At 44.2% G+C, this 13,671-nt stretch carries 16 protein-coding genes and 1 other annotated feature; of the genes, 12 read left to right on the top strand and 4 right to left on the bottom strand.

Annotated elements, in window-relative coordinates; translation table 11 throughout:
* Positions 1-4: 4 nt before the first annotated feature.
* The 3 genes from ACTNDS_RS14060 to ACTNDS_RS14050 are packed head-to-tail and all read left to right on the top strand — an operon-like array spanning position 5 to position 2,653.
* Positions 5-1,084, top strand: coding sequence for a branched-chain amino acid ABC transporter permease (locus ACTNDS_RS14060; RefSeq protein WP_173742579.1), 1,080 nt, complete (start codon positions 5-7; stop codon positions 1,082-1,084).
* Positions 1,084-1,929, top strand: coding sequence for an ABC transporter ATP-binding protein (locus ACTNDS_RS14055; RefSeq protein WP_173742578.1), 846 nt, complete (start codon positions 1,084-1,086; stop codon positions 1,927-1,929). The genes ACTNDS_RS14060 and ACTNDS_RS14055 overlap by 1 nt, the downstream gene beginning before the upstream one ends.
* A gap of 1 nt (position 1,930) precedes the next feature.
* A complete protein-coding gene (locus ACTNDS_RS14050) occupies positions 1,931-2,653 on the top strand; it encodes an ABC transporter ATP-binding protein (protein ID WP_441036514.1) in 723 nt (240 codons plus the stop codon).
* 74 nt (positions 2,654-2,727) lie between these two features.
* On the opposite strand, the gene ACTNDS_RS14045 is transcribed toward ACTNDS_RS14050, so the two are convergent.
* Positions 2,728-4,473: an Rqc2 family fibronectin-binding protein gene (locus ACTNDS_RS14045; RefSeq protein ID WP_441036470.1), complete on the bottom strand. Its 1,746-nt coding sequence runs from the start codon at positions 4,471-4,473 to the stop codon at positions 2,728-2,730.
* A 450-nt stretch (positions 4,474-4,923) separates the two neighbouring features.
* Here ACTNDS_RS14045 and ACTNDS_RS14040 point away from each other — a divergent pair, with 450 nt between their 5' ends.
* Genes ACTNDS_RS14040 through pgsA form a run of 6 tightly spaced genes read left to right on the top strand, consistent with a single transcriptional unit; the run spans position 4,924 to position 8,955 of the window.
* Entirely contained in the window at positions 4,924-5,805 is an 882-nt protein-coding gene (locus tag ACTNDS_RS14040) for a YicC/YloC family endoribonuclease (protein WP_441036468.1), read from the top strand.
* 15 nt (positions 5,806-5,820) lie between these two features.
* Positions 5,821-6,093 (top strand): DUF370 domain-containing protein, encoded by a 273-nt coding sequence (locus tag ACTNDS_RS14035; RefSeq protein WP_173742575.1) that lies wholly within the window; start codon positions 5,821-5,823, stop codon positions 6,091-6,093.
* Positions 6,086-6,709 carry a guanylate kinase gene (gmk, locus tag ACTNDS_RS14030; protein ID WP_019161441.1) on the top strand — a complete coding sequence of 208 codons (624 nt, stop codon included), beginning with the start codon at positions 6,086-6,088 and terminating at the stop codon, positions 6,707-6,709. Before ACTNDS_RS14035 ends, gmk begins: the two co-directional genes overlap by 8 nt.
* 46 nt (positions 6,710-6,755) lie before the next feature.
* Positions 6,756-7,082, top strand: coding sequence for a DNA-directed RNA polymerase subunit omega (gene rpoZ, locus ACTNDS_RS14025; RefSeq protein WP_441036466.1), 327 nt, complete (start codon positions 6,756-6,758; stop codon positions 7,080-7,082).
* Positions 7,083-7,094: 12 nt separating this feature from the next.
* Complete coding sequence (gene rimO, locus ACTNDS_RS14020) at positions 7,095-8,432, top strand: 30S ribosomal protein S12 methylthiotransferase RimO (protein WP_441036464.1); 1,338 nt, start codon at positions 7,095-7,097, stop codon at positions 8,430-8,432.
* Complete coding sequence (gene pgsA / locus ACTNDS_RS14015; protein ID WP_441036462.1) at positions 8,416-8,955, top strand: CDP-diacylglycerol--glycerol-3-phosphate 3-phosphatidyltransferase; 540 nt, start codon at positions 8,416-8,418, stop codon at positions 8,953-8,955. The genes rimO and pgsA overlap by 17 nt, the downstream gene beginning before the upstream one ends.
* A 25-nt stretch (positions 8,956-8,980) precedes the next feature.
* On the opposite strand, the gene ACTNDS_RS14010 is transcribed toward pgsA, so the two are convergent.
* Both ACTNDS_RS14010 and ACTNDS_RS14005 read right to left on the bottom strand, forming a co-directional pair.
* The gene (locus ACTNDS_RS14010) at positions 8,981-9,277 is read right to left on the bottom strand and encodes a hypothetical protein (protein ID WP_173742571.1); all 297 of its coding nucleotides are present in this window, start codon (positions 9,275-9,277) and stop codon (positions 8,981-8,983) included.
* The gene (locus ACTNDS_RS14005; protein ID WP_441036460.1) at positions 9,258-9,632 is read right to left on the bottom strand and encodes a hypothetical protein; all 375 of its coding nucleotides are present in this window, start codon (positions 9,630-9,632) and stop codon (positions 9,258-9,260) included. Before ACTNDS_RS14005 ends, ACTNDS_RS14010 begins: the two co-directional genes overlap by 20 nt.
* Before the next feature lie 178 nt (positions 9,633-9,810).
* Here ACTNDS_RS14005 and ACTNDS_RS14000 point away from each other — a divergent pair, with 178 nt between their 5' ends.
* A complete protein-coding gene (locus ACTNDS_RS14000) occupies positions 9,811-9,960 on the top strand; it encodes a hypothetical protein (RefSeq protein WP_441036455.1) in 150 nt (49 codons plus the stop codon).
* 32 nt (positions 9,961-9,992) lie between these two features.
* On the opposite strand, the gene ACTNDS_RS13995 is transcribed toward ACTNDS_RS14000, so the two are convergent.
* Positions 9,993-10,295 (bottom strand): hypothetical protein, encoded by a 303-nt coding sequence (locus tag ACTNDS_RS13995; protein WP_303242647.1) that lies wholly within the window; start codon positions 10,293-10,295, stop codon positions 9,993-9,995.
* A 235-nt stretch (positions 10,296-10,530) separates the two neighbouring features.
* Here ACTNDS_RS13995 and ACTNDS_RS13990 point away from each other — a divergent pair, with 235 nt between their 5' ends.
* On the top strand, positions 10,531-11,901 hold the full coding sequence (locus ACTNDS_RS13990) for a cell wall hydrolase (RefSeq protein WP_441036453.1): 1,371 nt from the start codon (positions 10,531-10,533) through the stop codon (positions 11,899-11,901).
* Positions 11,902-12,047: 146 nt separating this feature from the next.
* Positions 12,048-12,346: a binding site (T-box leader), on the top strand.
* A 50-nt stretch (positions 12,347-12,396) separates the two neighbouring features.
* On the top strand, positions 12,397-13,626 hold the full coding sequence (gene tyrS / locus ACTNDS_RS13985) for a tyrosine--tRNA ligase (protein ID WP_008704520.1): 1,230 nt from the start codon (positions 12,397-12,399) through the stop codon (positions 13,624-13,626).
* Positions 13,627-13,671: the final 45 nt, after the last annotated feature.

Below are 13,671 nucleotides of genomic sequence, written 5' to 3'. Positions count from 1 at the left end.
TATTATGACAAAGAAGAAAGAAACGATCATAAGCGTTGCCTTAATCGCTGCCTTACTGATCGTATTATATGTGCTGGAGCAGATTCTTCCGTCTACCTCCATGCTTTTTACAGTTTTGAAAAAAGGCGCTATTTATGCGTTGGTTGCAGTTTCCATGAATCTGTTAAACGGATTCACAGGACTGTTCTCTCTGGGACAGGCAGGATTTATGCTTCTGGGTGCCTATACCTATGGAATCCTTACCATTCCGGTGGAACAGAGAGAAAATGTATATATGTATTTTGACGGCGGTATTGTACAGTTTACTGTGCCGGTTTTTGTTGCACTGATCGCAGCCGGTGTGGTTGCAGCGATTTTTGCATATCTTATCGGTTTGCCTGTGCTTCGCCTGAAAAGCGATTATCTGGCTATTGCCACACTGGGCTTTGCGGAAATTATCCGTGCAGTGTTCCAGTGGGATAAATTAGGACCTCTGACAAATGGTTCCAACCTGCTGAGATCCTATCCTACCTTTAGCAGTGTGCTGTTTCCTTTCATTGTATCCGGAATCTGTATTGCCATTATCGTGATGATGATTAATTCCACTTACGGCCGTGCTTTCAAGGCAATTCGCGATGACGAGGTGGCTGCAGAGGCTATGGGAATCAACCTGGCTCATCACAAGAGAATTGCCTTTGTAGTAAGCTCCTTTTTTGCAGGAGTTTCCGGTGCATTACTTGCCATGTATCAGACTACGATCCAGGCATCTACCTTCAAATCAGCCATGACCTATGAAATCCTTCTGATCGTGGTAATCGGAGGTATCGGTTCTGTTACAGGAAGCTGTATCAGTTCTTTCCTGTTTATCATTTTCTCTGAATGGATTCTTCGATTCCTTGACAATGATACTTATATAGGAAGCTTCCATGTGCCTCTTCTGCGTGCCGGTTTCCGTAAGGTTGTATTCTCAGTGGTCATCATGATCATCGTACTTTTCTTCCGACAGGGTATTATGGGAACCAGAGAATTTTCCATCAGGGGAATCTATAATTTCCTGACCGGAAAATCCAGAAAGAAAAAAACTGCCAAAGGAGGTAACGCCTGATGAGTGAGAACAACGTACTGAAGGTTGAGAATGTTACCATGCAGTTTGGTGGTGTGATCGCTGTAGATAACATGAATATTGAGGTAAACAAAGGGGAGATCGTTTCACTGATCGGTCCTAACGGTGCAGGCAAGACTACTGCGTTCAATGTAATCACAGGAGTGTATGCGCCTACCAACGGAGCTGTTTATTTCCAGGGGGAAAAGATCATTGAAAATCATCCTCAGGGTAAAATGAAAAAGCTTTATCAGGGAGAAAATAATGGAAAATATACTCATTCCATTGTTCCCACGCCGGATAAGATCACAAAGCTGGGGATTGCCAGAACCTTCCAGAATATTCGTCTGTTCAAAAGCCAGACTGTATTCGAGAATATTCTCATTGCCAAGCATCTGAGAAGAACCAGTAATCTTTTTACCGCCACCTTCCATCTGAATGGAAAAGAAGAAGCGAAAATGCGTAAGGAGGCAGAAGAGCTCCTTCGCATCGTAGGTCTGGAAGATCTGAGAGATGAGATGGCAACTTCTCTTCCTTATGGTAAACAGAGAAGACTGGAGATTGCCAGAGCCCTGGCTACAGAGCCCAAGCTGCTTCTCCTGGATGAGCCTGCTGCAGGTATGAATCCACAGGAGACTGATGATCTGACTGCTTTTATTGCGAAAATCCGTGATGAATTTGGTCTGACTATATTTATGATCGAACATCATATGGATCTGGTTATGGAGATTTCTGACAGAATCTATGTTCTTGATTTTGGTAAACCTATTGCAGAGGGTGTGCCTGAAGAAATTCAGAATAATCAGAGAGTTATTGATGCATATCTTGGAGGTGCCGCAGATGAGTAATATTTTGGAAGTAAAGGATTTAAGCGTAAGCTATGGCGGCATTAAGGCTGTAAAAAACATCAGCTTTCAGGTCCCGAAGGGGGAGATCGTAACCCTGATCGGAGCCAACGGTGCCGGCAAAAGCTCCACCCTGCGTTCTATTGTAGGTCTGGTAAAGCCAAAGACTGGCAGCATCAAATTAAATGGAAGTGAGATCGCAGGAAAAACTCCGGAACAGATCGTAAGTCAGGGAATTACCCTGGTTCCGGAAGGACGTCGCGTTTTTGCAGATCTTACAGTGCTGGAGAATTTAAAGATCGGTGCATATATGCGCAAGGACAGCCTGGAAGAGGACATCAACTGGTGTTATGATCTGTTCCCCAGATTAAAGGAAAGAAACTGGCAGCTGGCAGGAACTCTATCCGGTGGTGAACAGCAGATGCTGGCCATTGCCCGGGCCCTTATGTCCAGACCGGATATTATCATGATGGATGAGCCCTCGCTGGGACTGGCACCTATTGTTGTTAAGGGCGTGTTTGATATTATCCGCGAGATCAATAAGCAGGGAAAAACTATCCTGCTGGTAGAACAGAATGCCAATATGGCTCTCCGTGCAGCTCACCATGGCTACGTAATGGAAACTGGAACCATCACCCTGTCCGGAACAGGAGAGGAGCTTGCATCCGATGAGTCAGTAAAGGCTGCATATCTGGGTAAAAATAAGAAGAATAATGCAGTAAGATAAAAAAATACCATTCTGTACTGAAAAATAGTACAGGATGGTATTTTTTTGCCGGAAACAGAAAAATCAGTGAAATATCAGATTTCCCTGACTCCCGCCAGGGAGGGCTCTGCCATCAGAGAATAATTGGTATAATAAACCACAAAGCCAGGCTTGGCACCTGCCGGTTTTTTTACCTGTTTTTTCTGGATATAATCAATTTCCACCTTTGGTGCAGTACGTCCTTTGGAATAATATGCTGCAAGCTGTCCTGCAATCTCAAAAATATGATCCGGCAGCTCTCCGTCCCTGGATTTTACCACAACATGGGAACCGGCCATCTTCTTCGCATGAAACCACCAGTCATTTCCTGTGGCAAACTTAAAGGTAAGTTCATCATTCTGGAAATTATTTTTCCCTACATAAATATCATAGCCATCCTCTGTGACATAGTGGAAGGGCTTGGATTTGGTCTGCATTTTCTGGCCTTTTTTTCGATCATAATGCTTCTTGATATAGCCGCATTCTGCCAGCTCCTCCTTGATCTGGGACAGATCGCTTTCAGCCAGCGCAATATCCAGGGCATTGGAGATAGACTCTAGATGATCGATCTCACTTCTTGTCTCTTCAAGCTGTTCCTTAAGAGCCTCCTCCGTACGTTTCAATTTGCCGTATTTGTCAAAATATTTCTTGGAATTTTCGGCAGGAGTCATGGTAGGATCCAGAGGAATGATAACTTCTTCATTATTATAATAGTTCACAGCCTTAAATGACTTACAGCCATCCTCCAGGCCATAACCATAAGTATTGATCAGCTCTCCATAGATTTTATACTTGTCCTTTTTGGCAGTATCCTTCATCTGCTTCTCCTGCAGTATCAGCTTCTTGCGGTTGCGCTCCAGGGCAGTCTGTACAATCCGGCGCAGATCTGCAGACTTCTGATGAATACGTGAAAGAGTATTCTTTTTCGCATAATAAGTTTCCAGCATGGCAGACACACTGTCAAAGGTCTCAGCATGATACTCAGCCCCATACTGCTGAAAAAGAAACACCCCATACTCCACAGGCTCCTCACCCCGGAACACAATGTTGGGGGTAAAATCACATTCCTTAACCTGCTCCATCAGTCTGCTGAAGGTATGGTACAGATGCACCTGGGCTGCTTCATCCAGTGACTGCGCCGCATCACTGCCGTCAATGGAAGCCCTGTAGCAGATTTCCTCTGCAACAACAGGACTAAGTCCGGTGAGAGAAGAGTAGATCGCCTTGGAAATATTACAAGGCTTACTGCAGATAACCCTTATAAAATCCTCCTCACTTACAGACAGCGGATCCAGCTTATCCTGAGTTTTCGGAATAAAATATTCCCTTCCCGGAAGAACCTCCCTTACAGAACTCATATGAGAAGAAACATGCTTAATACTGTCCAGAATCATCCTCTGATCATCACAGAAAATAATATTACTGTGTTTCCCCATCAGCTCCATGATCAGAACCTTCTTACAGGGATCCCCCAGCTCATTCAGATGCTCCAGCTCAAACTTCACCACACGCTCCAGCCCCGGCTGCCTGATCCCGGAAATACGCGCACTGCCAATATGCTTACGCAGCAGCATACAGAAATTGGGCGCAGTCAGAGGACTTACCTTATTCTTAGACGTAAAATAAATAAGCGGAAGCGAAGCACTGGCCGACAAAAGCAGCCTGCACTGCCCATTCGCCCCCTTCCCCGTAATCAACAACTCATCCGCCTCCGGCTGAGCAATCTTATTAAACCTGCCCCCATCCAAATTCAAATGCAGCTCCGCCACCATCGCCGCAATGGTAATTCCATCAAATGCCATACATACACACTCCTAATTAAAATTTATACATATAAGAAAGACAAACAAATCCCCGCAATCTTATTCCTGTCCCCATAGCATAGCCAGCAGGAGAAACGTCATGTCCGGGGCGCATTTGCAGGAGTTGTGTAGTTCTTAGTGCGTGGAAGACTGCGTTATGAGCCCAAAGCCTCACTGTCTGAGCGTCAGCGAGTTTGAGCTTTGGGCGAATGCACTTAGCAGTCTTTCACACACTTAGAACTACTAAACTCCGAAACCGCGCCCCGGACATGACGTTTCTCCTGCGTTCCTATAGTATACCATACCCCACGTCTCACAATCAAGGATTCAAGCATACCCCCAAAACCACAAAAAATATTTGACTAAGATTTCATAATGAACTATAATAAATCTGTATGTAAATTTTACACCCCAATACTTTTAAAACAGACCCACAAAGAGAGAAAAAACATGATAAAAAGTATGACAGGTTTCGGCCGCTCAGAAGTCGTAACCGATGAACGAAAAATAACCATCGAACTCAAATCCGTTAACCACAGATATCTGGATCTGAGTATCAAAATGCCAAAGAAACTCAGCTTTCTGGAAGGCTCCATCCGAAATCTGATGAAAACTTATATCCAGAGAGGTAAGGTAGACGTTTATATCACATACGAAGACTATACCATAAACAACGGCACTCTGAAATACAACAAAGAGCTGGCAGCCGAATATATAGCCTGCCTGAAGCAGATCCAGCAGGACTTTGACCTGGACTATGACATAAAAGTCAGCACCCTCTCCCGATACCCGGATATCCTTACTATGGAAGAACAGTCCGTAGATGAAGAAGAACTGTGGAGCATACTGGAGCCGCCGGTGCGGGAAGCCTGTGAGAAATTCGTTCAGACCCGTACCCAGGAGGGACACAACCTGGAGAAAGATCTTCTGGAAAAACTGGATGGCCTGGACAAGAAGGTTACCCGTATAGAAGAACGTTCTCCTGAGGTGGTAAATGCCTACAGGACAAAGCTGGAAGCCAAAGTTTTCGAGCTTCTTGAGGACACTCAGATTGATGACAACAGGATCGCAGCAGAGGTTATTCTTTTCTCTGATAAAATCTGTAATGATGAGGAAACAGTACGTCTGCACAGTCATGTGAAAAACATGAAGAAAATGCTTACCACAGAGACAGAGGGGATTGGACGAAAGCTGGACTTCATGGCACAGGAGATGAACAGAGAAGCAAATACCATCCTGTCCAAATCCAGTGATATGGAGATTTCTGATATAGCCATAGACCTGAAGACAGAAATCGAGAAAATAAGGGAACAGATCCAGAATATAGAATAAAAAGGATGGATGATGGTGGCCAGACTGATCAATATAGGATTTGGAAATGTAGTGAATTCACAGAAAATCGTGGCTGTGGTCAGCCCTGATGCTGCACCGGTGAAGCGTATGGTGCAGAGCGTCAGAGGAACCAGGTCATTGATCGATGCAACCCAGGGCAGGAAAACCAAAGCAGTGATCGTTACCAGTGATGATTATCTGGTGCTCAGCGCACTGCAGCCTGAAACCATCGCCCGCAGGTTTGCAGAAATATATGAATATGAAGATAAGGGAGAAGTTCATGAGTAAAGGAATTTTAGTTGTAGTTTCCGGCTTTTCAGGTGCAGGTAAAGGCACAGTGATGAAGCGTCTTCTTGAGAAATATGATGACTATGCACTGTCTGTTTCCGTGACTACCAGAGCACCCCGCCCAGGTGAGGAAGACGGTATTGCCTACTTTTTCCGCAGCAGGGAAGAGTTTGAGCAGCTGATCAGGGAGGACGCGCTGATCGAATATGCCCAGTATGTGGAGAATTATTACGGTACTCCCCGTTCTTATGTAGAAGAGCAGCTTTCAGCAGGCAGGAATGTGATCCTGGAGATTGAAATCCAGGGGGCAATGAAGGTAAAAGAAAAAATACCGGAGGCTTTACTGGTATTTGTAACTCCGCCTACAGTGGCAGAGCTGGAAAAGCGTCTCAAAGGCAGAGGAACAGAAACTGATCAGGTAATTGCAGACCGGCTGGCCAGAGCTGGAGAGGAAGCAAAAGGCATGGATCAGTATGATTATATTCTGGTTAACGATGATGTGGAGGAATGTGTGGATCATCTTCATGATATTATTGTAAGTGAGCATTCCAGAGCATCCAGAAATATTGATTTTATTGAGGACATCCAGAGACAGACAAAAGCTTTTCAGAAATAAAAGATAACTATATGGCAAAGCCATTAAAAATGAAAGGAGAATATAAATGATACATCCATCTTATACAGAATTAATTGAGGCAATCAACACAAACAATGAGGACGATGATACCACAATGTCCATCAACAGCCGCTATTCCCTGGTACTTGCTGCCAGCAAGCGTGCACGTCAGCTGATCGCAGGAGCAAAACCTATGGTAGCTGGTGCAGCAGGTAAAAAGCCACTTTCTGTTGCTATTGATGAATTATATCAGGGACAGATAAAGATCCTGGCACCTGAAGAGGAGACAGAAGAAACAGCAGAAGCTGTACAGACAGAGGCAGCTGTGGAAGAGACAGAGGCTGTGGCAGAAGCTGAGACAGAAGAAAACTGATTGGGAGATTATATGAAGCTATTATTTGTATCATTAGGCTGCGATAAGAATCTGGTAGATTCTGAGGAAATGCTTGGACTTCTGACCAGAAAAGGATTTGAGATCGTAGATGATGAAACACTGGCAGAGGTGATCATTATCAATACCTGCTGCTTTATTAATGATGCTAAGGAAGAGAGCGTAAATACAATCCTGGAGATGGCAGAGTATAAAAAGGCAGGAAGCTGTAAGGCTCTGATCGTCACCGGATGTATGGCTCAGCGTTACAAAAATGAAATCACTGAAGAGGTTCCGGAGGTAGATGCAGTACTGGGAACCACTTCCTATGAGGATATTTACAGAGCAATCCAGGAAGCAGTGGATGGGAAACAGTTTCAGGAATTCAAGAGTATTGATTATCTGCCGGAAAGCCTGGGCAGGCGTGTCCTGACTACAGGCGGCCATTTTGGATACCTGAAGATAGCAGAAGGCTGTGACAAGCACTGCACTTATTGTATTATTCCAAAGCTTAGAGGTAAATTCCGAAGCGTTCCTATGGAGCGCCTGCTTACCCAGGCCAGAGAAATGGCTGAGGAAGGTGTGAAAGAACTGATACTGGTAGCACAGGAGACTACAGTATACGGTACAGATATTTACGGAAAAAAATCTCTTCATGTTCTTTTGAAGGAATTATGTAAGATCAGCGGAATCCGTTGGATCCGGGTGTTATACTGCTACCCGGAAGAGATTTATGATGAACTGATTCAGACCATGAAAGAAGAGAAAAAGATATGTCATTATCTGGATCTTCCCATTCAGCATGCCAGCGACAGGATCCTGAAGCGTATGGGAAGACGTACCACCAGGGCAGAACTGGTGGATATTGTAAATAAACTCCGGGGAGAAATTCCGGACATTGTTCTGAGAACGACTCTGATCACAGGATTTCCCGGTGAAACTGAGGAAGACCATGAGGAACTGATGGAATTTGTAGACGAAATGGAGTTTGACAGACTGGGAGTATTTACTTACTCAGCTGAGGAGGATACTCCTGCTGCAGGAATGCCGGACCAGATTCCTGAGGAGATCAAGGAAGAACGAAGGGATGAGATCATGGAGCTCCAACAGGAGATTTCTTATGATAAGGGGACGGACCGTATTGGCCAGGAGCTGCTTGTCATGATTGAGGGCAAGGTAGCAGATGAAAGCGCCTATATCGGCAGAACCTATGGAGACGCACCGAAGGTGGACGGTTATATCTTTGTGCAGACCGGGGAACTTCTGATGACTGGTGATTTTGCAAAGGTACGTGTGACCGGTGCGTTGGAATATGATTTGATAGGAGTGTTGGCAGATGAATACACCGAATAAATTGACAGTTGCCAGAATGATCTTTGTACCATTTCTGGTGTTGTTTATGCTTACAGGATGGGGCGGAGAAGGAAACCGCTATATATCCCTGGCTATTTTTGTGGTAGCCAGTGTTACAGACTGGTTTGACGGTAAGATTGCCAGAAAAAATAATCTGGTAACAAATTTCGGAAAATTTATGGATCCTCTGGCAGACAAGCTTCTGGTCTGCTCTGCTATGATTTGTTTTATTGAGCTGGATAAGCTTCCAGCATGGATTGTGATCATCATTATCGCAAGAGAATTTATTATCAGTGGTTTCCGCCTGATTGCAGCAGAGAATGGAATTGTAATTGCGGCGAATTACTGGGGCAAGTTCAAAACCGTTTCTCAGATGATCATGATTATTCTTCTTCTGGCAGATCTGGGAGGTGTGTTTGACGTGCTGGCACAGATTTTCATCTGGCTGTCAGTAGCTTTGACTATTATTTCTCTGATCACTTATATCTGGCAGAACAAGAAAGTATTATCCATGCAGGACTGATAAAATGCAGGACTGACAAAGAAATTCAGCGTATCATCTTCATTAGCTGAACTACCTTGTCAAGCTTTTGAATCTCCTGAGGAGATTTCCCTGCTTTTAACACATCAATGATTGTTGAGATTTCACTGGCGCTGAAGTTCATACCGCTTTTCTTCCCCTGGGAGGCTGCTCCCAACAGGAAAGGCAGGAGTTCACCGGCGCCTTTTGTATTTCCCTGAGAAGCCAGGCTGCGGAGCATTTCCAGCTTGGTTTTGTCTATATCTGCAAGCTTTGGATTGTTGATCCAGTTATCATTCAGGTTATTATTTAAGGGATCCTTCATTGGAATCCTCCTTTCTGTATTCCGGCTGGTTTATGATATTTACTATTTGAACCATTGCCATCATATTCACAAGCTGATCCAGCTTCGACCTGGCAGGACCGTAGCAAAAGCTGCGGATATCGTTAAGCATATCCATGGGATCTGCGTCTGCAGTACTTGCAGCAGTCAGGTCGGATTCGTAATTCTTTTTTCCAAAAATAGAAACTGTATTTCGAAATTCCATTGCTTTTTCATAAATAGAGAGAATCTGGCGGCTTCTGGCAGGCAGGTAAGGAATAGCAGCCTTCAGCATCTGTCCGTAATCAGTACCTGTGATCTGATCCAGAGGAGTCTGGGAAATAAAATCCTGATTCATGATGATGCTCCTTTTTGTTTATGATTGATGACGGGCCTGAGATTTTTTGCCCCTAACAGTTTATGAGCTTTGCTATCAAGATATGAAGGAATTATGACGGAAACCGGGCAATAGTTATGGCGAAGCAGACAGCTGCGACATATAATAAATTATAAACAGAAGGAAAGAGGAAGGAAAAATGAAGGATCAGAAGGAAAAACAGATAATGGAGGGGAATTCTTTTTATGAAATAGATCTGGAATGCGTGCGAAGAAAGGAAGAAGCTGAAAAAGGTACGGGATCTGGTTGTGACAAATCGGATAGCCGTCCCCAAAGGCAGAGGGGTTAACCTCTGCCCGGGAAGGGAATAACGGCAGCCGGTCAGCAGCAGCTGTTATTGCATCCGCTGCCATTGCCACACAGGCAGAGGAGAACGATAATGATCCAGCAGTTGTCATTGCATCCGCAGCTATTACCTCCGCCAAATCCATTGTTACCGCACAGACAAAGAAGAATGATGATCCAAAGGATATTGCTGCAGGAATTGTTTCCGCAGGAGAGTCCACAGCCATTTCCGCATCCGCATCCACAGCCCATATTGCATCCACAGTTAGTGTCACAACCGGAATTGCATCCGCATCCTCCTCTGTCGTCGCAGCAGTTTGTAGCAGCTAAATCACTCATGTTGATTCCTCCAGAATTTCTTTACACTCTATCATATGTACCAGGATCAAATGTGTTACTGTGAACGGAGTGAACAGTAATTCAAATGTGTTGTTTGAGTAAACCGAATAGAAGTTGACATTAATATGAGATTCAGATATAATATATGTAACAATTTTGTAAAGAATGCAAAGATTGTGAAAAACAAATGCAATAAAAAGTCGAAAAATAACTATGAAAAGAATGGAGAGTATTCATGAAGAAACATAGAAACATATGGAAAAGCTGCCTGCTTCTTTCTGTGATCGCCGTTTTTGTACTGGGGTGTTTTTCTGTGTCGGCTGCGACCAAAACAGGCTTTGTCACTGAGAATGGCAAAACCTATTACATAAACAAGGATGGTTCCAGACAGAAAGGATGGCTGGAGCTAAATGGCAGAAAATATTATTTTAACAGAACTACAGGAGTTCAGCTGAAAGGCTGGGCCAAGGATTCCAGCGGTAAAGTGATCCGGTATTTTACCAAGGGTGCAGGCTATATGGTTACCGGCAATCTGAAGGATTCCAAGGGAAATATCCGTTATTTTGATGAGAAGACAGGCCTGCTTACCAGAGGATGGCGTACAGATGCCAAGGGATATAAATATTATTATTACAGTGGTTCCGGAGTGATGGCTACCGGTTGGGTACAGGATAAAAAATTACAGAGACGTTATTTCAGTAAAGCAAACGGCAGGATGCTTACGGGATGGGTTGAGAATTCTGCAGGTAATTACAGATATTTTCATCCGACGTCGGGAATTCTGTATGTAGGACTTCAGAAGGTGGGAGAAGATTACTACTATTTCTCCAAGACTACAGGTATCCGTTATGAGAAGGGCTTTGGCACGGTCGGAAGTAAGAAATATTATTTTGACAAAAAAACAGGCAAAATGAAAACCGGATGGCTGGAGGAGGATGGCAAAAAATATTATTTTGAATCCTCAGGTGCCATGGTTGTAAATGATGTGCGGGCTATTGACGGCGCTACTTACAAGTTTGATGAAAACGGTGTGGCGTCTAAAGTAGATTCCAACTATGTGATAGATGGAAAGTATGTCAAGGTATTTGATGCTAAAAATAATAAATGGTATTATATGGAGAAAGAGTTTCTGGAGCATCCGGGAATTGCTGACGGCACAGTTTCTGACCTGGATCTGCTGGCTGCAGTATGTGATGCGGAGGCAGGAGACCAGGGGCTTGTGGGTATGGAAGCAGTGGCTCTCTGTGTGCTGAACTGTACAGTGGACAAGTATAAGGAATTTCCGTCACAGATCCGTTATGTGGTATATCAGGGAAAACCGAACCAGTATGCAGTTGTGATTGACGGTGCTCTGATCAAACGACTGAAGGGACAGTTTGAAGACAGAACCAATGCCTATGCAGCTGCAAAAGCGGCAATGGCAATGTTTAATGATTATATTAATAAAGGAACTGCCAGAACTCTGCCCGGATTTAAGAAAAAGGATTTTGATTATAAATTCTTTATGACTCCTCAGGCCTTCTGGGCGCAGAACCTGAATTTCAGCAAACTGGATTATGAACAGTACAAGGGTCATATGTTCTTTGTAGACTGGATATCAGGCTGACACATTAACACTTTAAGTTGACAGAGAAAAACGAAATTATCTGTAAAATTTCTTGACAAACAAAATCTGTATTTGTATACTTGCAGATAGATAAGACAGTCAGGAAAAGAGTAATTCCCTATTCTAATCCTGACGGCTATATGAAAGTAAAGGCACAGATGGGAAATAGTAGCACGTGGAAAGCAGACAGAGAGCAGCCGGCTGGTGAGAGGCGCCTGAGGGAACCGTGTGAATACCTCCCGGAGCTCTGCACCGAAACTTCCGGATCGAATGTTTCTGAGAACAGTAGGCTGCAGCGGTTTGGCATCCGTTAATTTGCTTAAGTGAAAGGTCTGGCCGGGAAGATACTCTGGCAGTGACTTTATATCATTCACTTATGGAGGCAGAAAATGCGAGTTTTCTGTAAATTTAGGTGGTAACGCGAGACCCGGTTCTCGTCCTAAACGGACAGAGGAACCGGGTTATTTTAGTTATATTACGAGGAGGAAACAAACAATGACAGTTTGGGACGAGCTGAAAGCCCGTGGTCTGATTGCCCAGGTAACAGACGAAGAAGAGATCAAAGAAATGGTAAATAATGGAAAAGCCACATTTTACATTGGCTTTGACCCTACCGCAGACAGCCTTCATGTGGGACATTTTATGGCGCTCTGCCTGATGAAACGTCTGCAGATGGCAGGAAATAAACCAATCGCATTATTAGGCGGCGGAACCGGTATGATCGGTGACCCGTCCGGAAGATCTGATATGCGTCAGATGATGACAGTGGAGACAATCCAGCACAACATTGACTGCTTCAAGAAACAGATGGAGCGTTTTATCGACTTCTCAGACGGCAAGGCATTAATGGTAAACAATGCAGACTGGCTGATGAACTTAAATTACGTAGAGGTACTCCGTGATGTTGGACCACATTTCTCTGTAAACCGTATGCTTTCTCATGAATGCTACAAACAGCGTATGGAACGTGGACTTACATTCCTTGAATTTAACTATATGATCATGCAGAGCTATGACTTCTACATGTTATATCAGAAATACGGCTGTACCATGCAGTTCGGTGGCGATGACCAGTGGGCAAATATGCTTGGCGGTACAGAGCTGATCCGCCGTAAGCTTGGCAAAGATGCCTATGCCATGACGATCACACTTCTTCTGAACTCCGAAGGCAAGAAGATGGGTAAAACACAGTCTGGTGCTGTATGGCTTGATCCGGAGAAAACTTCTCCTTTCGATTTCTATCAGTACTGGAGAAACGTGGATGATGCAGATGTTATCAAATGTATGCGTCTCCTCACATTCCTTCCATTAGAAGAAATTGACGAGATGGCGAAATGGGAAGGAAGCCAGTTAAATAAAGCAAAAGAAATCCTTGCATACGAGCTGACAAATCTGGTTCACGGCGAAGAGGAAGCAAAGAAAGCGCAGGAAGGCGCAAGAGCACTTTTTGCAGGCGGCGCTGACACAGCACATATGCCGACAACTGAGCTTGCAGACGAAGACTTCTCAGAGGAAGGAACAATCGATCTGATCTCCATGCTTGTAAAAGCAGGAATGGTTCCAACACGTTCCGAGGGACGCCGTGCCATTGAGCAGGGCGGTGTTTCCATTGACGGTGAGAAGATCACAGATGTGAAATACACAGTTGCCAAAGATGCACTTACAGGTGAAGGTGTAGTGCTGAAAAAAGGCAAAAAGAAATTTAATAAAGTTCTGGCAAAATAAAAAATTCATTATAGAAATATCGGCGGATACTGATGGTTCCGCCGA

Origin of the sequence: Blautia sp. HCP3S3_C12 (assembly GCF_052064155.1) — a bacterium.
Taxonomy (GTDB): Bacteria; Bacillota; Clostridia; order Lachnospirales; family Lachnospiraceae; genus Blautia_A.
The sequence above is the reverse complement of the archived record's forward strand: the minus strand, read 5'-3'. Positions and strand labels throughout refer to the sequence as shown.